This is a genomic window from Oribacterium sp. NK2B42 (assembly GCF_000424445.1).
Classification (GTDB): Bacteria; Bacillota; Clostridia; order Lachnospirales; family Lachnospiraceae; genus Oribacterium.
Window position 1 is genome coordinate 1 of sequence record NZ_AUJX01000040.1, and the last position, 22,787, is coordinate 22,787.

A 22,787-nucleotide genomic window follows, 5' to 3' on the forward strand; every position below is an offset into this window, starting at 1 on the left:
ATGGAACAAGAAACAGAATGGTGAGTTGAGGTCATGGTCATTCTATCAGCTGGAGCAGTTCCTTTCATACAAGGTAAAGGAAACCGACTCATTCGTACTAAAGGTTGATGCATCCTATACATCACAGAGATGCCCTAAGTGTGGCAGGATACACAAGCTCAACAGACATCATGATATACATGAGTATATATGTGATGCCTGCGGTTATCATTCCAATGATGATCGTATAGGTGCCATGAACCTGTATGAACTCGGAACCATGTATGTATCAGGAGATACTAATCCAAGGTTTGGAAGCAGAAAAATCGATTAAACAAAACAGCCGGGCATGACCTGACTGTTTAAAAAGCGGACGTAAGTCAATCGTCCGGTGATGTAACCATAGTCCCGTTGTACCACGGGGATGCAAGGAAACCTGCACAGTAAGGGAGCATAGTATTATGACGTTAGGACCTTACGGATGAGTTACAAGCCCAGACCCTTTAGGGTCGGGGTAATTGACAGAAAAGAATATTGGCCTAAGCTTTCTGAATGGTTGACAAAATATGGCTACGGAAAATACTCAAAAAACAGGACAGATATGTTTGAGATTCTGAGGCCTTTCATGAAGGATGCTATAACAAACGCAATACGCTTGGAGTGCAATAATAAAGGCAAAGTTCCATCAGCTTCTGCTCCCGGAACAAAAGTACACGAATTGATCCAACATCTAAAAGACTATTTATAGTCAATTACCCCGACCCTAAAGGGTCTGGGATTATTTTTTATTTGGTGATTATTTACTGGAATCACGTAATTATTGCTTGATATTGATGGACAATACAGGTAGAATGTAGATTAATAATTACGCCAAATACGTAAATAAAGTATAGTGAGGTTAGATATGAGGCTTTTAAGAATTGTTTGTTCCGGATACCCTCTTTTTAAGGAAAACGAAACGATAGATTTTATTGCTTCGCAGAGAGTTACTGATGAAGACAGAGATCAGATGACTTCTCTGTTTTCAAATATATACCAGAATAATGTGATCGCACTTATCGGGATCAATGCGTCAGGAAAGACGATTGTTCTTAACATGGTTTCTTTCGTATTGAATCTGCTTTCGGCAAATCAGATCAATAATGCTGGTGTAAGAGATGTGCTGGCAATTATGAATGATGAAGACAGATTGATATTAGAAGTCTTCTTTTATGATGATGGAAATATAAATGATCTGACTGTAGAAATAGGAGTAGACAAGAGCAGCAAGGAAAGAAGATATGTTATTCTGGATGAAACCTTGAAATCAAAGTCTTCAAAAAAAGTGAAATACAAGAAGGCTCTCTTTGATTTCACGAAATATGACTCTGAAGTGAGCAGAGATAATAACGAAGCATATCTCAGAGACGACATAAGCATTATGATCGCCTATAATAAGGAGCATTCATGCAGAATTGACTACAAGGATCTGTCTGATATTACGGACGATAACAGACTTGAAGTAGAAGCTGTATTTCCAGCAAGTCTTCTAAAGTTGTTGGATCCAAGCGTCGAGTACCTTCGTTATGAAAGAAAAGGCCTGAAGAAAGACATACGTTTGAAGTTTTACAGACAGAAGGAAGAAATAATACTGTCAAATGAAAGAGAATTAAATCTCTATCTTTCCTCCGGCACAATAAAAGGCCTTACCGTGTATATGGTTGCTATTGATATATTCAAAAATGGCGGAATTCTTTTGATAGATGAAATGGAGAATCACTTTAACAGGGAGTTGGTTGCCACACTGATAAGATTTTTCCAAAACACCAAGATAAATAAGAATGGTGCGATCTTGGTATTTTCAACACATTATCCATCGTTACTGGATGAATTTGACCGAAATGATAATACCTATATTATCAGGAATGAAGATGGTATTTCGATAGAAAACCTGGCATCTCGTTTTACCAGAAATGACATAAAAAAGAGTGTTGCTTATGAGAGCAACTATCTTAAAGGAACTGCCCCGAACTATGAGGCTTATATGGATTTCAAAAGATTTCTTCGTGGGGAGATACATTGAAAAGAAAGAAACTGATCCTTGGAGAAAAAGTGGCTGTAATATGCGAAGGCGGAGCTGAGACTGCAATAATGGAATTGCTTCTTGATGCGGACAGGTTGATATTCACAGAAAACGATCTTTTTCATGGTGAGATTATACGATGTAGAAACGCCGAAACCTTCGTGCAAAGATATCTGAAAGTAAGAATGGATTTTAAGCTCACGATTATACGGGTGCTTGATTCGAGAAGAGAGAATTTCAGACTGAGCCAACCATACCGTGAGGAAATAGATGTCATAAATGTTATTACGGCACCTGAATTTCTGCTTTAATATCTTCGGCATTTTACAGATTCTGGTTTATTTATTCGGCATTTTACAGAAACTGGTTTAAAGAATAAAGCAGAAGTGTAAAAAGCCGAAAAAACAGACATTTTACACTTCTGCTTTATTCTTTTTACAGGTTTTGGTTAAACCGACAAAACCGACATCAATTAAGGGTTGTTCTCACGGCAGTTTATCACTATTATTTCGTTAAACAAGGGTTTTGCGAAATATTTGCGCTTACGTTCTCGCCGTCCACTAGGATGATGGTTTTCTGTTTCATATGGGTTTGATCCTTTCTTGATAAAAAAAGGGACATCGAATCTGACAGGTGATCCTGTCAAATTCGATGTCACTAAAGTATTATTACTTAATTTACAAAAAATATCCCGGTCACACCTTTGTGACCATGATATTCTATTCAACAAATCTTCTCAAACTATAGAGGTTAACAAGACCTTAAATAAAACAGATGCACATACCATAATAAGAATACAGACTGCACATCCACCACCGCCCCTTTTCGGTGAACTGTGGTCATCGAACATTCCCATCATGAACATATCAAAAAACTCATCATCATCATTACTGCTCATAATCCGGGCTCCTTTCAATAGAGTTTACTTTAACCCTTCACCACTATACGGGTTATAAACTTCTATATATTCCTTTGGTACGTGCTTAGACAGCCATACATCATTTTCTGACAGGAAAAACTCATATCCCTCTTCTGCCATTCTTCCGGCATACACTTTGAATACTACAGGTTTTCCATGTCGGCTTCCTGCTTTGACCGCCGTATCATAGTCTTTTGACAAATGGACGTATAATCTTGATTTAGGGATAAGTCCCTTCCCAAGTATTGACTCAACATACTTTTCGCCCGTACCGTGCCAAAGGATTTCAGGAGGAATGGTCTTTTTTAGTTCCACATCCACGTTAATAGAATGCCCCTGATTAGCCCTGATAAGCGTCTTATCCTCGTTAAACGAATACCTCTGCTTTTCATCTTCTGCCACTATCTTTTCAAGCATTTCCTTGTCGAACTTATGAGTTTTTCCTATCCCAGCAATAAGTTTCCCGACATCTGCCCATCCATGTTCATCAAGTTTTATACCTATGGTCTCCGGTTTATGCCTAAGTATGAGGCTCAAAAACTTGCTTAATTCTTTTTCTTTCTTGTCCATTGTGATCACCTTTGCAGTGGTAATTATTTCAGGCTCTTGTATATGGAAATTACTTCCTGATATCCGCTTATCTATTATTACTACAACTGAGCAACCATTGTTGCCAGAATTTTTGTGATTATAGACATTCTCTCCTCCGACCATAAAAGACATCCAATTTTTCAGCTTAATATTCGTTAGTGAAAAACTCATCAAATATCTACATGTATGATATCTTCCATAAGATCTTCTGCCTTTACCTTTGGATTATGATAATGCTCCCGTCTGTCTGTTATCCTGCCAATTGAAATTGCATTCTTCGGACAATATTGAAGACATCCTAGACACTGGGCACAGTTAGTTCCGAATCTGGGCTTTCCATTCTCCATCTTTATATTCTGTCTCGGACACAGTTTTACACACTGTCCGCATAAAATACATTTATCACTTATAGAAAATGCCTTGATCTTTATATTTGCAATAACAGGCCAGATTTTGTTCTCAATAACGTTTAGAGGATTTCTGAATGGTCTCTTGGATGTTTTCTCATTCATGATATCCTTAGCAATTTGAGCTGCCCTGTTTTCACTTCTTTCCTGCGCTTTTTCTTTATTAAGAAATGGAACCATGACATTATGCGGAAACAGCCATACACAGCTGCAATGGTGTGTTACTACGCTCCAATACTTAAGCGGGATTATGCTGTTTAGTTCTGCAAGACCGGTCCCCTTATAAACAGCTGGCTGACATATCCCGAAAGTATAAGCATCAGGATTCACTTTTATAGTCTTAACATATTTCAATACGTCTTCCGGGGCTCCGCCACCATAACATGGGAAAACAAACCCTACTTTTTTAGCTTCAGTAACATCTGAAACCTTCGGTTTTGAACGCATCATTATGATATCCGCACCACCGATACCCGTTGCTATATTCTTTGCAAGATTCAAACAGTTCCCTGTTCCCGAATAACAGAATATTACGTTTTCGTGCATAGCAGACCTCCATTATCTTTCCGCCAACAAATCCAGTTGTCCCTGTCACAAGTATCATACGGCCGTTACTCCTTTATACCACATAATCAAGTTAACTCTTAACAACAAGAAATACCCCGGACAGCAATAAGGCAATGCTCACTATCAAACCAAATCCGATACCAAAAGCAGAAGTTTTCTTATGTTCTTTCATGAATTCTTCTTTGTTGTGTACATTCTCAAAACATGAAACAGAATCAATAGTATCTGATTTTTCAAGTCGATTACCTACTTGTTTACCTATAAGAGCAATTGAATCAATGTTATCAACTACGGTTCCGCGGTAGCTTATCCTTATGGCACCTACCTGTTCGGTATAATCATTCCACAATAAGTCAGAAGCTTTTTTTCCATCGCAGTTTTTAAAGTATCTGGAATCAGTGTCTGTGATATAAAGGACATCATTATATTCTTCGGCACCAAGTCCCTGAATATCATCAAACAGAACCTTAAGATCTTCCTCTTTGTAATCAGCCTTTTTCAGCTGTTTTGAATTCCCACTAAGACCGACCATCAAACTGCTGTCAACCTCATACTCAAGACCGCTTATGTTTCCAAAGAAAACCTCATCAGTTAATGTTTCTTCATTGCTAAAACTATATAAACGTTCCCATTTGATCTGATCCGCCCCATCGTATTTCAATTCTTCTACTTCACGATGAATCACCGGATATTCAAATCTCAGACCAAGTTCATAGTCTTCAGCATTATCTATTAAGTCAGTTGATACCAGCAATATAACATCTTTTCCCTCATTGGCCGGATCAACTTTGCCATCAGTTATGAACGGTGCTTCTTCCAGCTGATTCACAGTTGAAGGATTAGTTAAAACAGCTTTTGCAGCTGCAAACGTAAAGAATCCGCCTGTGAGTATTAACACTACACCAATTATTTTTTTAATCATGTTTTATACCCCCGTCTATACATATATTTTCGCCCGTAATACTTCTCGTAGCAAAAAAGCATCTTTATATAGATGCCTTTTTAAAGGCACTTGTACATGGAAATCACTTCCTGATATCCGCTTATCCTCGAATTAAATCCCCTGGGATTACGTCCAAATTCTATAAAACCCATAGCTTTGTACATTTCAATTGCCTTTATATTGTCCGAAACAACATTTAATTCAATCTGAACAAATCCGGCGTTTCTGGCGCATTCTATGCAGGCCTCCGAAATGGCTTTTCCGATGCCAATCCCCCAGTATTCCTTAAGTACACATACCCCAAAGTCAGTACGGTGCATTAGCTTATGTATCGTTCCAATAGCCTGAATGCCGCCGGTCCCGACGATTATTTCATCCACAATAGCAATGATCTCTATATCGGTAGGACTCTTCGTTTTATCTGAAAGGAACTTAGACTCCCGCTCAGGATCAAAACAGTTTTCATCGGGATAAGCGAGCATAAAATCAGTTTCGGCATGAGTCCTATTGTAAACGTCACAGACTTCTTTGCCGTCCTGCTCATCACCGTTTCTGAGTAATGCTTCTTGTCCATTTTTAAGAATTATCTTCTTGTTATAAATCATCCGATACTCTTTCCTTTTTCCCTATTCCGATCCTTCATCATTTTGTTCTAAGAACCACATTAACTGAATGTGTAAGATAAACAGTTCCGTCGGAAGCCTTTATCTGAATCATGTCTGAATTCTCATAATCAGTCCACGAAGAAACTTCTACGGTTCCAACGCCATTAATGTCAGCATATTTATATGCCCACGTAGTATCTACGAGTGTTCTGTTACATCCTGTAAGGAGTAAGCTCAAAAGGGCTACAAAAACCAATAACTTCTTCATATCAAAACCTCTAAATCCAAACTTATGCTTATTTATAATCTATTCCGGCAACAGACTCATGCTGCAGAATTCTCCTGTCTTTTTCTTGTATCTTATCAGCATATATATGATCCACACTGGGAATCCTATAAAACCTATCAGAGCCAATATAATTCCGGAGACAAAACTATCAGGGTTTACAACAAGCCTGTTTAAAGCTGTGAAAGCATCATACAGCGTATGTATAAGCATCGGAACGAATAAGGCGATGAAATAACAACTAACCGAATAACCTTTATTCAAGGTCTTCCTATACTTTGCAATTCCGATAAATTCGCCCATCAACATATTGAGAGCCATATGGGCAGGAACTGATATCTTCCTAAGGAGCATATATACCATCTCCATACCTGTATCATCACCGGAATATGCCATTTCTTCCATTATTGTAAATCCAAAGCCAATAGCAGCTCCTAAAAGGATATATTCATATACATTTTTAATTCTTGGTTTAAAGATTCCGGCAAATATAATGATTGCAATAAACTTTATAACTTCTTCCGGCATGCCTGCAACCATAAAGGCACTTACAATCGACCCCATTAATGCAGGCATTTGATCAACCGCAGTCCTTAATGAAGTATTTGCATAAAATAGCTTAACTCCAATAAACCCTGAGATTTCCATCGTGGCCATTCCTAAGGCAATCGGTACAAGGGCCTGTATCCAGCCAATAGGCTCAGGGCTTTCTCTTTTAACCATCCTGTAATATAGTATTCCGCATACAAAAACCGTAATGATTAAAGATAAAACTGTAGAAAGAGTCATGCATGTCCTCCATCTTTCAAAAAACAGCAATTTATTATTTTATAAACCTGAGTAAAAAGTCTGAAATTCCAATAATCGTAAATCCTTGTTCATCTCTAGTCTCATTAATAGGCCTATTGATTACCAGTACCTTCTGTACCTGATCATTCAACATAATATAAGGACGTACTTCTCTTGTCCTTGTATCTGCGTTTGATATATCCGCAGTTACTTGGATATAATATGATCTGACCCCTTTTGTAGCATAAAAATCTACTTCATTTGTCTTTCTGACAGACTTTCCGTTCTTATCTTTTTCGACAGTATCAAAAGCCCCTACATTTACTGTGTTGCCATTATAGCAAAGCTCATTATAGACAATATTTTCCAGCATCTGTGCTTCATCCGGATAAGCAAAATTCAGCCTGGCATTACGGAGTCCTGTATCACAGAAATAATATTTCCTTAATGCTCCAATCTCTTTTCTGCCTTTAAGATCATATCGTTTTGCCTCACGTAGCAAAAAAGCATCTTTAAAATATTCCATGTAGCTCTCTACTGTCGCTCTGTCTATTTTCTCGTGCCGTACGCTTACAAACGTTTTTGCAATCTTATCAGCATTTAGCAATGAACCTGTCGAAGAACTGATTATGTTACATAGTTCATCCAATGCCTCGCCCTTTTTCAAATGATTTCTTTCTACAATATCGCTAAAATACGTAGTATGGAAAAGGTTCTTAAGATACTCCTTTTTTTCTTCATCATTCTTTAAAACAGCAAGTGGCATGCCCCCATACTGCATATATGAATAAAATGCATCCGTTGCTGATCCGCCCACATATTCGAAATATTCCTCAAAAGATAAAGGTGACAACGCTATGTTAGTAGCTTTGTCTCTGAACTCCGTACCTATATCGGAAGAAAGCATTTTTGAATTTGAGCCTGTAACATAAAGATCAATGTTTTTTTCCCTTGATAAGCCAAGAACAACATCTACAAAAGATATCGTTTCTTCATCATCTTCTTTTGCAAGGATATGCTTTCCTTCTGTAAGTACTGGGTTCAATATCTTATATACCTTTTGAACCTCACATATAAAGACAAAGAATTCTCCCTCGCCTTTACACTGTTCACGAATATATTCACCAAGTACAATGGGATCGCGATATTTGATGTTCCTGTCATCATCCAGTTCTAATATGATAATTTTATTCTCATTAACGCCACTATTTATTAGGTATTCTCTATATATTTCTTTTAACAAAAATGATTTGCCACATCGCCTTATGCCTGTAATAATTTTTGGAAACCCGTTCTTTTGTGCACTTATAAGTTGATTTAAGTACTTATCTCTCTTTATCATTTAATCTCCTAAATTGTAGAATTCTACATTTTTTAGGAATATTATTTTGTAGATAAGAAATCTTACTCAAAAAAAGCCGGTTTCTGCTTGATTGATCAGAGATCGGTTCATTTTTTGGTAATCCTATATCACGAAAAGTAATTCAACAGACAAAATGACTAAAGAAAGCCCCAACTGCCCAGGTAATTTAAAAGTGTCTAAAAGTGCCATAAACGAGTACGTGGTTCAATAAACTTTATTTATTGGCAATCTTGATTTCAGCTTCTCCAATGTCATATATCAGCCCGGAATCGCACAAGGTTCCCCAACTGAAAACGGTATTTATCTGTCCGGCGCCGCCACAGAGATCAAGGTCTCCGGCTTTCCAAGGGGCAGTAACTCCATAATAGCCATAACTGCTTTCAACTTCGTGTCCTACAGAGGCTGCACCATCCGAAATATTATCCGGTCCGGCAACTTCATCACGTGTCAGCCATGCGGTCTGATCAGCTATGAAACGTGCAGCAATATCCTCCTTGTAGTCCATATCTGTTAGCGCAGCAAGTCGTTCTTCTTCACTGTTTTCACTTACTACTATCTCGACTACCTCTTTATACTTATCGATATCCAATGTTCCGGTTCGAACCGTAGCAGAACTTTTAGGGACACTTCTCTGTGAATCATCCGGATAGCTTCCATCTTTGTTTCTTCCGTAGGACATGGAATACCCGCCATCTCCTCCGTCTCTGCTCACATCAACTGTTCCGGAAAGCTCTTTGATTGATGCTATGCTCTCGGGTAAAAAACCACCATAGTGCGGCCATGCAAGGCTAAAATGAAGATCTCCATTATTATCAAACAGAACTATCGTCCACTTAGCATTGCGTGGAGGTATAAGGTCATATGCTGTCACCGGCCAATTCTCATCACTATTTTTTACAAGATCATATATCTCCTGCCCGGTAAGATTAGAAAATTCTTCTTCTTTCTGATCAGATGCCAGCTCCTTAAACTCACTGTAAGTAACAGCTGTGCTGCTCTCCTGTTTTTGAAACGGTCTACAAACTATCAAGAATGACAGGATGCCAGAAACAATCAGCATAACGAAAAACACAAGTGTATTGTCTTTATGATGTTTTTGTTTCAATTTTCCACCTCCTTATCAGTTATTAATTCACTTTTCCCCTACCATTTATTTCGACATTATCATTTAATGTGATTAGCTTTTAATTGTTAAAAGACCATAACGTCTGTGAAGTTATCGTACATCATTATTTAACTACAAATATAATGTCAATGTTTCAAATCATTAAGAGACTTCTCCTTAAAGCCAAAATGAATGCCCTGCTTGGTTTCCCAAATATCGATTTATGCTTCATTATCATTATCTTTCAAATATCTACTATGCATATTTTTCTCATTCTGCAAACAACATTTTCAGAACATCCTCCGGGCTTTTCTCACTTACCCTTTCCGGATCCGTAATTCCATCTGTAGTATTTTCAGTATTCCAGGTAAAACGACCGGCATTTTCGCCCTCAAAAGTGAAATACACTTCAGGTTCAGCCAGTTTTACCGGATACCTTTCATACCACTTGGGATAGTACTCTGACATATAGTGATCTGCCAGAATATATGCCTCGCACTTTTCTGTGGTTCCGATCGCACTGATCTCCACACCACCTCCGGGCTGCCCTGTTCTGCTGTTTGCAGGTGTACTGTGGACTATGACCACACTACCGTCATCGCAGGTACCGAGGCTTATCCACACATGACCGTTAATACTCATGACATCCCCTGGCTTCATCTCATATCCGTTCTTTCCGTCCGGTGCTTTGACATTTTGTGTCCACTCACCGAAGCCCATTTTAGAGAGCCTTTTTGCAATGCCGGTGGAGCCACCCACATAACCATCTTTCCCATTCTCTGTTTCAAAGGTATTATACAAAATCCAGCCTAAATACCCGGAACAGTCCAGACCTGCGTAATAGTATTCATTATATCCGCCATAAGGATAATAGCTGGTTGAAGGATCGGAATTATCTTCATTCCCGTCTTTTGACTTGTAGGTAAAATCCTCATCATGCTCATCAAAAAACTTTACCCAGTCCGGCGAAACACCGATTGTTCTCGTCTGTATTGCGGAACCTACATCCTGCCAGTCCCAGCCACCGCCATAAATATACAGCGTTGTTCCGACAGGCATCATTGCGGTCTTTAAAAAATTTAAAAGCGTACGTTTTCCCGGAGTTCCCTGGACCTTAGGTACATAGCTCACTTTTTCGTCTCCTGTCTCTTCCGCCGAAATGATAGTATTACCGCTTATAACAACTAAATAGCTGTATCCTTCCTTCAGAATATTCTGAATTGGATAATCATATGCCCCATCCTCATTTACGGTTCCATTATCCATCCGGAAAGTACTCTCTTTGCCATCTATTTCAAACATGTACTGGAAGCTGTCTTTATTATCCTTATTGACCTCCTCCTGTCCATAATTTTTAATCCCAAGATATACTGCATTCGTGGTAGTAACTTTTTCTGCGTCTGATTCCCTTGGAAAGATCATCTCATCCCCACACGATACAATAAAAAACGCTGTGAATATAACCACAACACATATTAGTAAGGATTTTATTTTTTTGTCGAATATTTTTTTCATTTTTAATGCCCCTTATCTTGCTAATTTATGATATTTTCAGTAACTGAACTGATTTCTATTGTATCACAGACTACATGGCAAATATTTATCTGATAAAACATCCAAAGGGTTATTTTACCAAGGGTGAATAAACCAGCTAAAAGACCCTACCGGATTTGGTTCCGATAGAGTCTTTTATGTACGTAGGTTTAATTTATAAGGAGAGGTTTATCATTTTTTGTTTACATCAGATTCCGAATTCCTGTGCCCAGTATATTCTTCCGTTCTGAGTTGTTGTTGAGATTGCGCAAGTTGTGAAGTCAGGCTTTAAGATGTTTGCTCTGTGTGTAGGTGATGCCATCCAAGCGTTTACTACGTCGTCTGCTGTGTTGTAGCCTTCTGCAAGGTTCTCGCCGTACTGAAGATCTGCATTTACTGTGTACCAGTCTGTTCCGTCCGGTCTTGTGTGTGAGAACTTAGTTGTGATCTCGTTTGCTCTTACTACTGATGTTGTCTCAAGTGATGCGCTGTACTGAACTGCTGAAAGACCGTTTGCCATTCTTATCTCATTAACCTTTGCAAGTGCCTGAGCCTCAAGGTCAGTCTGTGCAAAAGATGTAAGTGTCATCATTACTGCGAAGAAGATTGCTGCGAATAATGTTCTAACGAGGTTTCTCATTTTCTTTTCCTTTCAAGTGCAACTGGCTGACCTTTCGGTCCCTATAGCTTTGCGTCGCCGGATTTCTCCGGGTTTGCCCAACTAAGATCTAGGTTGGATCTTAGTTTAAAGAGAAGCGAACCGTTTTTTTGGTTCCTTTCTTTTCTCATCTCCTCTTTACAATACTAATTATACTATAAATAATTTAAATTGCAATAACTTTAGTTAAAATTAATAAATTAATTTCGGCTTTTAATTTGTTTGTGTAAGTCTTATTTTTAATATATTGGCTATTTTAATTGTTTGCACGTATCCTACTCCCATAAAAACCAGTTTTCAATATATTATTGCCCAAAAAGTCGGCATCATTTAAATGGTGCCGATAGCATTGGGATACCCGATCATTTCTTCTCATATCCGGTCATCATTGTCATCACAAAACAGAATACTGTAGCCCATGCAAAAAACTTATGCCATTTCATAAATACTTGTTTCCTTTCCTTATCTTTGTTCCATTTCTCTATCTTTACTTCATCACCTGAATGGACATACCTGATCTGTTCGCCCATTGTGATCCTGAGTATCTTATAAGCTGTTTCCCCTGTACAATGACAGGTATAGAACATGGTCGGGCATTTCTTCAATTCCCTTCCGATTTTCAGGAGTTCATCTATTTCATCCTTTGTGTATTTTACTTTTTTCATCAGATGGAAGCCGCTGATCACTGCGTCCGGAAATGAATCATACTTATCTTTGTACGCATCAAGGATGTTCGGTATACCATTGTGAGCACAACCGGACATCAGTATCCTTTTACCGTCATCCTTTATAACGAGATATTGCTCATGTTTGAAATCATCCTCTACATATTCCCCGTTTTCCTTTTTTAATATGCGTTTATTCGTAAACGGCAGTTTATGTGTCCTTTTCCTTAGTGTAAAAAGCTCCAGTTCATCATCGATTCTGTAATCACCGGATACTATCTTAACCTGAGGAAGATTCAGGAAATCTTTATCTATCCCTATGTATTTGTATCGCTCACTGCCTGCACTTTCTCCATCGTCGGCATAATGATCATCAGATGCAGACTGTTGCATGTAAATAACCGCACTGGGATTTATCCGGGAGAATGCTTTGATTCCTCCGGAATGGTCATAATGTCCATGACTCAGAATGACAGTATCTATCCGTGAGAGGTCAATGCCTAATATCTCGGCATTTTTGATTGTTTCGTCAGATGGTCCCAGGTCTACAAGCACCTTATGTCCGGAAGTCTCTACATAAAATGACAGTCCATGTGCGCTTGCACAACCTGCTTTCCCTTCAGTATTTTCTATCAGGTTTATAATTCTCATAAATAACCTCTTTTTTTAGTTCATCCAATCCCTTTGGATTTTAAAACTCTTCGTAGTAAGTGTTATTCAATGGTATACTCAAGCTTCTCATATTTAAGCTCTCTAAAAAAGACAAAATCATTTTCTTCTTTCAAATACCAGTTCATCACCATTAGATAAATCATTCCTGAATACATATCCAAGACGGTCAAAGTTCTTTATCTCATTTGGATCTTCTATCATGTTCTCTGCCATGAACCTTACCATCTCGCCACGTGCCATCTTTGCATATGTACCCTTTGTCACAAGCTTTCCATTTACAGTCTCGCCAAAAGTTACAGTTATAAATGTATCATCAGGCTTCAGATACTTTTCTATACACTTTGAATATTCCTTAGAAGCAAGATTAATGATAATCCCGGTTCCATCACTTACTTCATCATAAAGTCTCTGTCCCCAAAAATCATATAGATCTTTGTGACCACGTAAACTTACCTTTGCCTGCATCTCAAGTCTATATGGAGTCACACCATCTAAAGGCTTCAGGACTCCGTAGAATCCCGATAGGATTCTCAGATGTTCCTGAACATAATCTATAGAGCTCCTCTCAAATACTGCTGGTGCCATGTATTGATAGGCAAGACCTTCATATGAAATTATCGCAGGTGTTAAGCAACTGTGTAAATCCATATCCTTGATACGTTCATAATTCTGCTTCGCTATCTTCTCATTGCAGCCCCACAGTTTTTGAAGCTCTGATAGCGAATGATCACAGAGCCAGGACAGGATACATGCTGTCTGTTCAAGGAATACGGGAAGATCCTTATAGTCCAGTTTGTCAGTATCCTTATTCATTTTTTTGGCAGGCGATAAAATAATTCTCATAATTTAAAAATAAATTCCTTTGCATTTAAGAACTGCTAACACATGTAAATCGTACCACACAGAATGATCTGACAAGCATTATATTCTGCCGCTCTGAGCAGCCATTTCTGCATTGATCGTATCTTCACTTGCGGCCATGGCCTTAAGTGTCATGTCGAGAAGTTTATCAAGCTCCCAGCCAAGCTGTTCTGCGCCTCTCTCAATTACTTCCCTGGAACATCCGGCTGCAAATCCCTTGCTCTTATACTTCTTTTTCAGGGACTTTAATTCCATGTCCTTTGTGCTTTTTGATGGTCTCATAAGTGCTGCAGCCCATATAAGCCCTGTAAGTTCATCCGCAGCAAACAGAACCTTCTCCATTTCATGTATAGGTTCCACGTCTATTGTCACACCGCATGGTACAGTTATCCCATACCCATGTGAGCAGACAGAATGGATGATACCCTCATCTACCCCGCCTTCCCTTAGTAGGGATACCGCCTTAAGACAGTGTTCCTCCGGATAAAGTTCAAAATCAATGTCGTGGAGAAGTCCCACGATGCCCCATCGATCTTCTTCATCCTCATATCCAAGCTCCTTCGCATACCACTTCATGACTGCTTCCACAGTCAGTGAGTGCTGGATATGGAAAGGATCCTTATTGTATTTCTTCAGCAGATTAAAAGCTTCTTCTCTCGTTATCATTTTCTATCCCCTTCCTTACAGTTCCAAATGCTGTCTTATATCTACGTTTTCCTGCTTAAGATCTGAATCAAGATAATCGAAACTCTTTGGAACCACCTTGATCAGATTCATGGCATCAGGCATTTTCCTAATAGCTTTAACCGGAATCTTCTTATACTCAAGAATCTTCAAATATTCATCTGAAAAAGGCTCTATCATCCAGGCTTTACCCTGTACCTGAAGCCCCTTCAGATTTCCGAATCCATCATAAACGTCGAAAATAGCAATGCTGACATTCTTATTATCTTTTAATGCTTTAAACTTAAGCCCGCCTTCCGACAAAAAGTAAAATGATCTGTCTATGTAGTTATATTCGATCGGAGTACATCTTACAAAACCGTCCGCAGCCGTAGCCAGTGCACATGTCTTTCTCTCACATATAAAGGATTCTATTCTTTCCTTCAGTTTCTCCCGTTCAAGTTTAACTGAATCAGCATCCTTTTTTATCCAGTAATTTGCCTGTTTATCATAGTCATGTTCCCACATTGTATTAATCCTTTTTATAAAGAAAGAAGCTATAGAATATTCCCATTCTTTATGTTCTTCTTGAGTATCTTATCAGTCACTTCCTCATAGAGCTTTTCCGATCCAAGCTTTGTCTTTTTCTGCCTTCCGTAAACCTTATCAGCTGTAGCCTTATGTTCTCTCCAGTCTCCGCCATCATTACTTTCATTCAGTAAAAGCGGCTGCAGATTATCCATGGCATGAGCAAATCGTGACTCCGGTGTTTCATAGGCTTCAAACTCGTCAAATAGAGAAACAAGTTCCTTTTTCTGATCTTCCGGCAGAATTGAGAATATACGTTCCTTAGCCTTATCTTCTCGCTCTTTCTGTGTCTTAAGCCCTTCTTCATCATAGGCATAGGTATCGCCTGCATCTATTTCCACCACATCATGGATAAGACACATGAGCATGGTCTTTGCTATGTCAATTGGCTCATTAGAATATTCTTTTAACAGATATGCCATGATTGCCATATGCCAGGCATGTTCTGCATCATTCTCTTTTCTCCCATGCCCTGAGAGGCTGGTCTGTCTGAAAACGTTCTTTTCTTTATCAATCTCAAGAGAGAATTCCAGCTGTTTTTTCAAACGATCATCCATCGAATAATCACCCCTTCATTGTTGTTTGAACCGGTACCTTTTATTTACCTGAATCCCTTCCGCTTCTCAGCCCTTGTAATGAGCTCCGATGCCTCCTTAAAGGCAGATTTCAGATATTCTTCCTGCCATTCTTTCCCGGCCTTTTCTTCCTTCTTTATCTCATTCCATGCTTCACGGAGTTCTTCCTCAGAAGCATATTTCATATCTCCGAATACATGAGGATGTCTTCTCAGCATCTTTTCTGATACTGTCTTAGCGATGTCATCAAAGGTGAAGAGCCCTTCCTCCTCAGCCATTACTGCATGGAACATTACCTGGAGAAGTAGGTCTCCAAGTTCTTCTTTCAGGTTTTCAGAATCCTTGGTTTCTTTCAAAATATTGATCCCGCAGATTACTTCAGAAGCTTCTTCAATACAGGCTGCCTTAAGACTCACATGAGTCTGTGCCTTGTCCCAGGGGCAGCCATTCTCACTTCGTAGTGTTTTTACTATATCTTTTAATCTTTCAATCTCTGTCACAAATGTCACCTACAATCTCAGTCACATAAAAAGGTTGCTGCCCTCTTTGATGTCCTCTGGAAGCAATGCCCTCTCAATATCTATCATTTTAAGATTTGCATAATCCACGTCTATGCCTACCACAATGTAATATCTTGTTTCCATGTATCAGTACTCCTTCCTAATATCCCTAAGACTAAAGGCATTTTTGAATTCAGCAATGTCCTTATCGCTACGAATGACCATTAACTCATGAAACGCCCCTGTCTTTTTATCCTTAAATCCTGCCACCTGCTCTCCATTACAGATTGATGCACGGATCACAGGTATCTCTTTTTCTGGATCATAGTTATATGCCGGGATATCCGGTTTTTTCTTTAGAAATATGTTGAACATAATGACTCCTGTCCGGACAAATCTTTGTATCCTCTTATGGTGTACTCGTTTCTCTCTCCATCATTATTTGAAAATCTGAGTCTTATCGGTATTATGCTGAAGAATCACATCTACAGGAAATCGCTTATTCATCTATTGCATATTCCTGTTATATAAGACACAAAGCAAGCAAAATCGCCTATACGCTTCCTGTAATCTCCAAGCTGTGATCTCCATGAAGCATCACCGCCCTCATTCTCTACTATTCTTGCAAGAGTATTTAGAGCAGTGATCACAACATTATGGGCCTGAGTCCGGCCATCGTCAGCAGCCATCTTTTCTTCTGTATTCATGGTTTCCCACTGATTCCTTATATAAGTATATCTGGCCGCTCGATCAATAAATTCATTCCAGAACTCTTCCTTATCTTCCATCTTGCATAAAGAGATGCTTTCTACTAGTTTTGAATAGATCTGCATACACTCTTCGATTGTGATAATGTTTCCTGCTCCGTGTTTTAAATATGCTTCGTATGTATTCATGATATTGTTTGTATCTCCTTCAGCTACTCCCATACCTGCAACAGACTTACACCCTGCTTCTTAACACAATTATCCATCAGATTAAACCAGCTTCTGCAATGATCAAGGATTATGGAATCAGACGTAATGACATTTTCTTTTTCCCACAATTCTTTATCTACAGCTTTCAGGATTTGAATATCCAAAGGAACCTTATAGCTTTCCGCTATTTCAGCAATAAGGGATTTAAGTCTGCCCGAATTAGAGACCGGCTCATCAAGCAGTATATGGATATATTTAACTCCAAATCCTTCCAACGTACCTAGTAAAATACTTACAGCCTTCTCTGTCTCAGGGATTATCCTGTACGTACCTCGAAGTGCGGCAAGATCCCTTATTGTTCCGTCCTGGCAGAGAAACAATATTGAATCGCTGATCATTACTTCCAGTGTGATAATAGTATTAAACCCATCAATCCATACTTCTTCTCCGTAAATTGATGATTTTTCCTTTCCTTTTCGAATTTCTAACTGTTCTTTGGTGGCAACGCTTCTCATAAGAGCCAAACGCTGCCGCTCTGAAAACATGAAATGATTTCCGACAAAGGTTGAAACCTGTTTAAGATCATATCCTTCGTTTATAAGGTAGCATAAATGACGAGAGGCTGAGCGCATATCTTTAATTGAAGCTTCAGAAAAGTTCCTGTCATCCTCAGGTACATATCCTCGTTTCGCGTTCATTGATCATCCCCCCTGCAAAGGATTTTCTCATAGTTAACCGGATCTGTAGCTCCCTCAGTGTTGATAAGTAAAATAGTTGAGTTTTCATCTATATTCCAGATATTCCTTAACTCCCGGTCTTTAAGTAATTCAAGGAGCAGTCCGTACGTCACGGCACCGGATTCCCCGGAAACAACAGCCGGATCCCCATGCTCCTGAAACGCATAAGCTCGCATACCTCTTTCCGCTATACAATCATCACAAGCACAGTAAAATGAGACTGCATATCTTAGAACCGGCCATGTGATACTACAAGGTGTTCCACAGTTAAGTCCGGCCATGATGGTTTCAGGATCACCCTCAACGGAATGTGGTCTGCCATCAGCTGTTTCCACAGAAAGATATACACATGCTACCGTTTCAGGTTCTGCAACAGTAATGATCGGCGGATCATCCTTGAAGATATCCATAAGGTATCCAGTTATGCCTCCGGCCATGGCACCTACTCCTGCCTGCAGAAATACATGGGTCGGTTTCTTTTCGCCCATCTGTCCGATAATTTCCTGAACCATTGTAAGATACCCTTCAATGATGTGACGGGGAGTATCCTCATATCCTTCCCATGAGGTATCCTGAACCAGAATCCATCCATTTTCTTTAGCAAGCTTCTTTGCAAGGGCAACTGTCTTATCATAATTTAGCTCCGTTATCAAAACGGAGCTCGCCCCTGCATTTTCAATCGCATGTTTTCTTGACTCAGCAGATCCCTTCGGCATCAGCACATATGACTTACATCCAAATAGGCTTGCGGCCCAGGCAATACCTTTTCCGTGGTTTCCGTCTGTTGCGGTTACAAATACAATCTTCTCACACTGTTTACGAATATCGGAATCCAAGAAATCCTCGTAAACTGAAGTCTCATGATCCATTCCAAAATAGTCGCACAGTATTCTGAAAATGGCATAGCTTCCACCAAGTCCCTTAAATGCATTAAGTCCGAATCTTGTAGACTCATCTTTTACTAGGATTGCCCCGACACCGTACTTCTCTGCAGCGGATGACAGGGACTTTAGTGGCGTTTCCTTGTAACACGGAAGACTTCTATGAAAACGAATGGCATTTTCAGCTTCATTCCTTGTAAAAAGAGAATCCTTGTACCCGTTGACTGTATATTTATTTTTTAAAATCCGAATATGGTCATTCATTAATTAAATCCTTTATGTTGTAGCAGACAGAAACCAACTTCCCCTAAGATGGATTTTAGCATTCCCTTTTATGTTTCAAAATAACTTTTCCTCCGGACAGCCTTTCCTTCAGCATGGTATTTCTCTTACTGACTGTCACATTCCGAACAGCATAGGACAGAGCTTTCCTCGTCCCCACCAGAACAAGTATCTTTTTTGCACGAGTTATACCTGTGTAGATAAGATTCCTCTGTAGCATGATGTAATGGTTCATAAGGACAGGCATTACGACGATAGGATATTCAGAACCCTGTGCCTTATGTATGGTGGTGGCATAGGCATGAACAAGCTCATCGAGCTCGCTGACATCGTACTCCACAATATGGCCATCAAAGTTAACTTTCAGGGTTCTGTCTGTGTCATTTACAGACTCAATGATGCCTATATCTCCATTAAAGACTTCCTTATCATAATTATTCTTTATCTGCATCACCTTGTCGTTTGCCCTGTAGACATAAGTCTCATGGTTGCCGGGATTGCTTTAAGAAGGGAGTTCATCAGGATAATGTCTATCATGGAACATTCATCTATTATCAAAACATCACCTTCAAGAGGATTTTCTTCATTCTTCTGATATCCTTCTGGCGGTTTAAACTCAAGAAGTCTGTGGATGGTCTTTGCCTCCATTCCTGTAGTTTCTGTCATCCTTTTGGCTGCACGACCTGTGGGTGCTGCAAGAAGTATCTTAAGCCCATAAGCCTTGAAAGCAGAGATTATTCCATGAGTTGTTGTGGTCTTTCCCGTTCCGGGGCCGCCTGTCAGTACCATAACTTTAGCTGTGGCAGCCTTTCTTATGGCATCTGCCTGGATGTCATCATAAGACATACCTGTTATCTTCTCTATGGCTCCAACGTCAACGGATAATTCATTGTTTCCGGTCTTCTTCCTTGCTTCCGTAAGCCTTGTATAAAGCTTATCTTGTGCCGGGGAATCACTTAACTTCTTAAGCTTAGATGCAACGCCTATTTCTGCGTAGTAAAAAGGCGGAAGGTATATCGGTATAATGCTGTTTCCCTCAGCATCTGTCTTTATGATGTTCTGTTCAAGGATCAGCTCCTCTTTTTTGATCATATCATCAAGTGTACTTATGACTGTTTCCTCTGATGCCTCAAGGAGCTCTTTTGCTCTGTCAATAAGCTGCTTTCGCTCTGCATATACATGACCATCATTAGAAAGCTCAGATAACGTAAACATCAGGCCACTTCGGAGACGCATGTAGGATTCCTTTCCGAAGCCAAGTTTCATTGCGATCTGGTCAGCCGTCTTAAAGCCTATGCCCCAGATATCATCAGCGAGCCTGTATGGATTTTCCTTCATGACTGTAATGCTTTCATTGCCATACTGCTTGAATATTTTTGCAGCATAGGATGTGCTGACCTGATGATCCTGAAGGAACAACATGATGTTCTTTATCTCTTTCTGTTTCTGCCAGGATTCAGCTATCATCTGGATACGCTTGGTGCCGATTCCCTCAACCTCTATGAGAAGTTCAATGTTGTCTTCAATAACTGTAAATGCATCCACTCCAAATCTTCTTACGATCCTTTGTGCAAACTTCGGTCCTACGCCTTTTATAAGCCCTGATCCGAGGTATTTCTCCATGCCGTAGACAGTTGCGGGGAGTGTCTCCTCCCAGGTTTCTGCCATAAACTGTTTACCGTATTTTGTATCGACCTTCCAGTTTCCGTGTACCAAAAGAACTGATCCCACATTGACATCAAGCATGTTGCCAATGACTGTGACCAGTTCCGTATAATCCTTTACCTTGCACTTAAGTACCGAGTACCCGTTCTCAGGATTCTGATATGTGATTCTCTCTACTACGCACCTGATTTTCTGCATTGTTGATTTCCAGCCTGTAATTGTTTTGCTGTCGTGATATAGGCTGATAATCAACAACGGCTGTGTTCTATTATAAGTATCAAATGACCGATTTGTGTCCTCCCGTAGGAAAAGCCCTTACTTATAATCCTTTCAGATATTTCATTATAAGTTCCAAGCCTTCCATCGGCACGCAAAATGTACCATCCCTGTGAACGCACCCCTCATAAACCTCATCTACATCAAACCACTTAACATTTTCAACTTCGTTGTCCTGAAGCACAAGCTTAGTTTCATCAACCGGTTCATCATAGATATAGACAAAGGCCACTTCGTTATCACGAAACATCTTTCCGTGAAATTCTTTCTCGTATTTTATCCGGAATTTGCCAATTGATTTGAACTCGCAATCCTGTTTTACTTCTATACCTAATTCTTCTTTTAATTCTCTGGCTGCAGTCTCTAATGGTGTATCTCCCGCCAGTATATGACCGGCAGATGAAGTATCGTACATAGATGGAAATGAATCCTTATCAGCACTTCTCTTCTGTAATAACACCTGATATGAATCACCATTTTTTCTTACGATCCATGTATGCGCAGTCCTGTGGAGAATTCCTTCGTCATGTGCCTTAGATCTTGAAACAGTTTTTCCGGTAGGAAAACCTCTTTCATCCGTGATGTCAAATTGTTCTTCATTTGTTGTACTGCTACCGTCTATTCCTGTTAGCTTTCCATCATTTAAATCGGTTTTCTCCGGAATAGGATACATCAAAGCAACATTAATGATATGTCCGATGTTCTGATCTCCCGCAAAACGGGTCCTATCCGTAAAATCATGATAGAAACTAAGCCATTCAAGTGGATTTATCTCTTCCCGAAGATCTATATCCTTTTTTAGGATCCCTACATATATCTCAAGTACAAATTGCTGGTGATAGTAGGTGAAATCCATTAAACGATACAGTTCTATTTCCTTTTCGCTTATTCCGGTCTCTTCCTGAAGCTCACGGTATGCTGCTTTATCAGAGGACTCTCCGGGTTCAACCTTCCCGCCTACAAAGTTGTAAAGACCCTTATAAGGATCTTTTCTTCGCTTGCAAAAAAGAACTGAATCTTTTGCTTTATTGAATACTACTATGCAGTTAAAGTGTTTAAAATCCATATATTCGTTTACCTTTGAATAATTTGGTGTAAATGCCTGAAACAGCATTTATATAATTTGCCACCCTATATCAAATAAGACGACTGATCATTTTCTAAAAGAATAAGTCCTGATATGGTTCTTTGCCTCAGCCCCTGACTCGAAATATCTAAGTAGAATCTCTGCACATGCCCGGGAATCGCTGTCGGCCTGATGGTGATTAAGGCTTATCCCATAATGATCACACAGAACATTAAGCTTATGACTGATACCAGGAAGCAGCCTTCTTCCCATCTGAACAGTACACATGTATCTGACATATGGTTTCCAGTCGATACCGTATCCCTCAAGGCAGTGCTTCAGGACCCCAAGATCAAACACCGCATTATGCGCCACAAGCATTCCGCTATTCATAATAGGCTCAATCCTTTCCCAAGCCAGGGGAAAGTTAGGTGCATTCACAACTGATTTCTCACTGATCCCTGTTAATCGTACGTTAAAATAATCAAATGACTGCTCAGGATTCACCAAAGTATAGAAATCATCAATAATCTTCCCATCCTCAATAACAGAAATGCCTATGGCGCTCATCCGATTATTGAGATGATTTGGTGTCTCAACATCAAAAACTACGTATCTTGACATATCGCTTC

At 39.5% G+C, this 22,787-nt stretch carries 30 protein-coding genes and 1 riboswitch; of the genes, 4 read left to right on the forward strand and 26 right to left on the reverse strand.

What is annotated here, in order from left to right; all coding sequences use genetic code 11:
- The 4 genes from G625_RS19475 to G625_RS19485 form a co-directional block, all read left to right on the forward strand.
- Nucleotides 1-313, forward strand: a 313-nt coding sequence (locus G625_RS19475; RefSeq protein WP_044932383.1) for a zinc ribbon domain-containing protein, incomplete at its 5' end; no start/stop codon positions are given.
- Nucleotides 314-460: 147 nt separating this feature from the next.
- Nucleotides 461-727, forward strand: coding sequence for an RloB domain-containing protein (locus G625_RS23505; protein ID WP_044932385.1), 267 nt, complete (start codon nucleotides 461-463; stop codon nucleotides 725-727).
- Nucleotides 728-883: 156 nt separating this feature from the next.
- Nucleotides 884-2,041 carry an AAA family ATPase gene (locus G625_RS0110810; protein WP_029201133.1) on the forward strand — a complete coding sequence of 386 codons (1,158 nt, stop codon included), beginning with the start codon at nucleotides 884-886 and terminating at the stop codon, nucleotides 2,039-2,041.
- Entirely contained in the window at nucleotides 2,038-2,352 is a 315-nt protein-coding gene (locus tag G625_RS19485; protein WP_049895856.1) for a hypothetical protein, read from the forward strand. Before G625_RS0110810 ends, G625_RS19485 begins: the two co-directional genes overlap by 4 nt.
- Before the next feature lie 425 nt (nucleotides 2,353-2,777).
- Here G625_RS19485 and G625_RS22450 read toward each other — a convergent pair whose 3' ends face one another.
- From G625_RS22450 to G625_RS0110940, 26 genes are all read right to left on the reverse strand, one after another.
- Nucleotides 2,778-2,939, reverse strand: coding sequence for a hypothetical protein (locus G625_RS22450; RefSeq protein ID WP_156885100.1), 162 nt, complete (start codon nucleotides 2,937-2,939; stop codon nucleotides 2,778-2,780).
- Between the two features lie 24 nt (nucleotides 2,940-2,963).
- Nucleotides 2,964-3,530 (reverse strand): RNA 2'-phosphotransferase, encoded by a 567-nt coding sequence (locus G625_RS0110825; RefSeq protein WP_029201134.1) that lies wholly within the window; start codon nucleotides 3,528-3,530, stop codon nucleotides 2,964-2,966.
- Between the two features lie 191 nt (nucleotides 3,531-3,721).
- Complete coding sequence (locus tag G625_RS21335; protein ID WP_029201135.1) at nucleotides 3,722-4,504, reverse strand: EFR1 family ferrodoxin; 783 nt, start codon at nucleotides 4,502-4,504, stop codon at nucleotides 3,722-3,724.
- A gap of 91 nt (nucleotides 4,505-4,595) precedes the next feature.
- Entirely contained in the window at nucleotides 4,596-5,447 is an 852-nt protein-coding gene (locus G625_RS0110835; protein ID WP_029201136.1) for a hypothetical protein, read from the reverse strand.
- A gap of 80 nt (nucleotides 5,448-5,527) precedes the next feature.
- Nucleotides 5,528-6,073 carry a GNAT family N-acetyltransferase gene (locus tag G625_RS0110840; RefSeq protein WP_029201137.1) on the reverse strand — a complete coding sequence of 182 codons (546 nt, stop codon included), beginning with the start codon at nucleotides 6,071-6,073 and terminating at the stop codon, nucleotides 5,528-5,530.
- 37 nt (nucleotides 6,074-6,110) lie between these two features.
- Nucleotides 6,111-6,341, reverse strand: a complete 231-nt coding sequence (locus tag G625_RS0110845; RefSeq protein ID WP_029201138.1) for a hypothetical protein — start codon at nucleotides 6,339-6,341, stop codon at nucleotides 6,111-6,113.
- A gap of 39 nt (nucleotides 6,342-6,380) precedes the next feature.
- Nucleotides 6,381-7,148 carry a PrsW family glutamic-type intramembrane protease gene (locus G625_RS0110850; protein ID WP_029201139.1) on the reverse strand — a complete coding sequence of 256 codons (768 nt, stop codon included), beginning with the start codon at nucleotides 7,146-7,148 and terminating at the stop codon, nucleotides 6,381-6,383.
- Between the two features lie 34 nt (nucleotides 7,149-7,182).
- The gene (locus G625_RS0110855) at nucleotides 7,183-8,490 is read right to left on the reverse strand and encodes an ATP-binding protein (protein ID WP_029201140.1); all 1,308 of its coding nucleotides are present in this window, start codon (nucleotides 8,488-8,490) and stop codon (nucleotides 7,183-7,185) included.
- Nucleotides 8,491-8,725: 235 nt separating this feature from the next.
- Nucleotides 8,726-9,616: a hypothetical protein gene (locus G625_RS0110860; RefSeq protein WP_029201141.1), complete on the reverse strand. Its 891-nt coding sequence runs from the start codon at nucleotides 9,614-9,616 to the stop codon at nucleotides 8,726-8,728.
- A gap of 270 nt (nucleotides 9,617-9,886) precedes the next feature.
- Entirely contained in the window at nucleotides 9,887-11,038 is a 1,152-nt protein-coding gene (locus tag G625_RS0110865; RefSeq protein WP_044932388.1) for a hypothetical protein, read from the reverse strand.
- Between the two features lie 319 nt (nucleotides 11,039-11,357).
- Nucleotides 11,358-11,789 (reverse strand): CAP domain-containing protein, encoded by a 432-nt coding sequence (locus tag G625_RS0110870; protein ID WP_029201143.1) that lies wholly within the window; start codon nucleotides 11,787-11,789, stop codon nucleotides 11,358-11,360.
- A 14-nt stretch (nucleotides 11,790-11,803) separates the two neighbouring features.
- A riboswitch (cyclic di-GMP riboswitch) is annotated at nucleotides 11,804-11,877 on the reverse strand.
- 292 nt (nucleotides 11,878-12,169) lie between these two features.
- Nucleotides 12,170-13,123 (reverse strand): MBL fold metallo-hydrolase, encoded by a 954-nt coding sequence (locus G625_RS19495; protein ID WP_084152864.1) that lies wholly within the window; start codon nucleotides 13,121-13,123, stop codon nucleotides 12,170-12,172.
- Between the two features lie 117 nt (nucleotides 13,124-13,240).
- On the reverse strand, nucleotides 13,241-13,987 hold the full coding sequence (gene yaaA, locus G625_RS0110880; protein ID WP_029201144.1) for a peroxide stress protein YaaA: 747 nt from the start codon (nucleotides 13,985-13,987) through the stop codon (nucleotides 13,241-13,243).
- 78 nt (nucleotides 13,988-14,065) lie between these two features.
- Complete coding sequence (locus G625_RS0110885; RefSeq protein WP_029201145.1) at nucleotides 14,066-14,671, reverse strand: HD domain-containing protein; 606 nt, start codon at nucleotides 14,669-14,671, stop codon at nucleotides 14,066-14,068.
- Nucleotides 14,672-14,686: 15 nt separating this feature from the next.
- Entirely contained in the window at nucleotides 14,687-15,196 is a 510-nt protein-coding gene (locus tag G625_RS0110890) for a pyridoxamine 5'-phosphate oxidase family protein (protein WP_029201146.1), read from the reverse strand.
- Between the two features lie 29 nt (nucleotides 15,197-15,225).
- A complete protein-coding gene (locus G625_RS0110895; protein ID WP_029201147.1) occupies nucleotides 15,226-15,813 on the reverse strand; it encodes an HD domain-containing protein in 588 nt (195 codons plus the stop codon).
- A 44-nt stretch (nucleotides 15,814-15,857) separates the two neighbouring features.
- The gene (locus tag G625_RS0110900) at nucleotides 15,858-16,331 is read right to left on the reverse strand and encodes a MazG family protein (RefSeq protein ID WP_029201148.1); all 474 of its coding nucleotides are present in this window, start codon (nucleotides 16,329-16,331) and stop codon (nucleotides 15,858-15,860) included.
- 21 nt (nucleotides 16,332-16,352) lie between these two features.
- Nucleotides 16,353-16,475 (reverse strand): hypothetical protein, encoded by a 123-nt coding sequence (locus G625_RS23180; RefSeq protein WP_256377642.1) that lies wholly within the window; start codon nucleotides 16,473-16,475, stop codon nucleotides 16,353-16,355.
- Nucleotides 16,476-16,478: 3 nt separating this feature from the next.
- Nucleotides 16,479-16,706: a hypothetical protein gene (locus G625_RS0110910; RefSeq protein ID WP_044932390.1), complete on the reverse strand. Its 228-nt coding sequence runs from the start codon at nucleotides 16,704-16,706 to the stop codon at nucleotides 16,479-16,481.
- Nucleotides 16,707-16,834: 128 nt separating this feature from the next.
- On the reverse strand, nucleotides 16,835-17,227 hold the full coding sequence (locus G625_RS19500; protein ID WP_044932405.1) for a hypothetical protein: 393 nt from the start codon (nucleotides 17,225-17,227) through the stop codon (nucleotides 16,835-16,837).
- A 23-nt stretch (nucleotides 17,228-17,250) separates the two neighbouring features.
- Nucleotides 17,251-17,946, reverse strand: a complete 696-nt coding sequence (locus tag G625_RS0110920; RefSeq protein WP_029201150.1) for a DUF434 domain-containing protein — start codon at nucleotides 17,944-17,946, stop codon at nucleotides 17,251-17,253.
- On the reverse strand, nucleotides 17,943-19,130 hold the full coding sequence (locus G625_RS0110925) for a diaminopropionate ammonia-lyase (protein ID WP_029201151.1): 1,188 nt from the start codon (nucleotides 19,128-19,130) through the stop codon (nucleotides 17,943-17,945). The genes G625_RS0110920 and G625_RS0110925 overlap by 4 nt, the downstream gene beginning before the upstream one ends.
- A gap of 55 nt (nucleotides 19,131-19,185) precedes the next feature.
- Nucleotides 19,186-19,599, reverse strand: coding sequence for an ATP-dependent DNA helicase (locus G625_RS23330; protein ID WP_330365036.1), 414 nt, complete (start codon nucleotides 19,597-19,599; stop codon nucleotides 19,186-19,188).
- Nucleotides 19,599-21,011 carry an SF1B family DNA helicase RecD2 gene (gene recD2, locus G625_RS19505; RefSeq protein WP_330365037.1) on the reverse strand — a complete coding sequence of 471 codons (1,413 nt, stop codon included), beginning with the start codon at nucleotides 21,009-21,011 and terminating at the stop codon, nucleotides 19,599-19,601. The genes G625_RS23330 and recD2 overlap by 1 nt, the downstream gene beginning before the upstream one ends.
- 121 nt (nucleotides 21,012-21,132) lie before the next feature.
- Entirely contained in the window at nucleotides 21,133-22,155 is a 1,023-nt protein-coding gene (locus G625_RS23335; protein ID WP_330365038.1) for an NUDIX domain-containing protein, read from the reverse strand.
- Between the two features lie 87 nt (nucleotides 22,156-22,242).
- Complete coding sequence (locus G625_RS0110940) at nucleotides 22,243-22,779, reverse strand: 3'-5' exonuclease (RefSeq protein ID WP_029201153.1); 537 nt, start codon at nucleotides 22,777-22,779, stop codon at nucleotides 22,243-22,245.
- Between the last annotated feature and the right edge of the window lie 8 nt (nucleotides 22,780-22,787).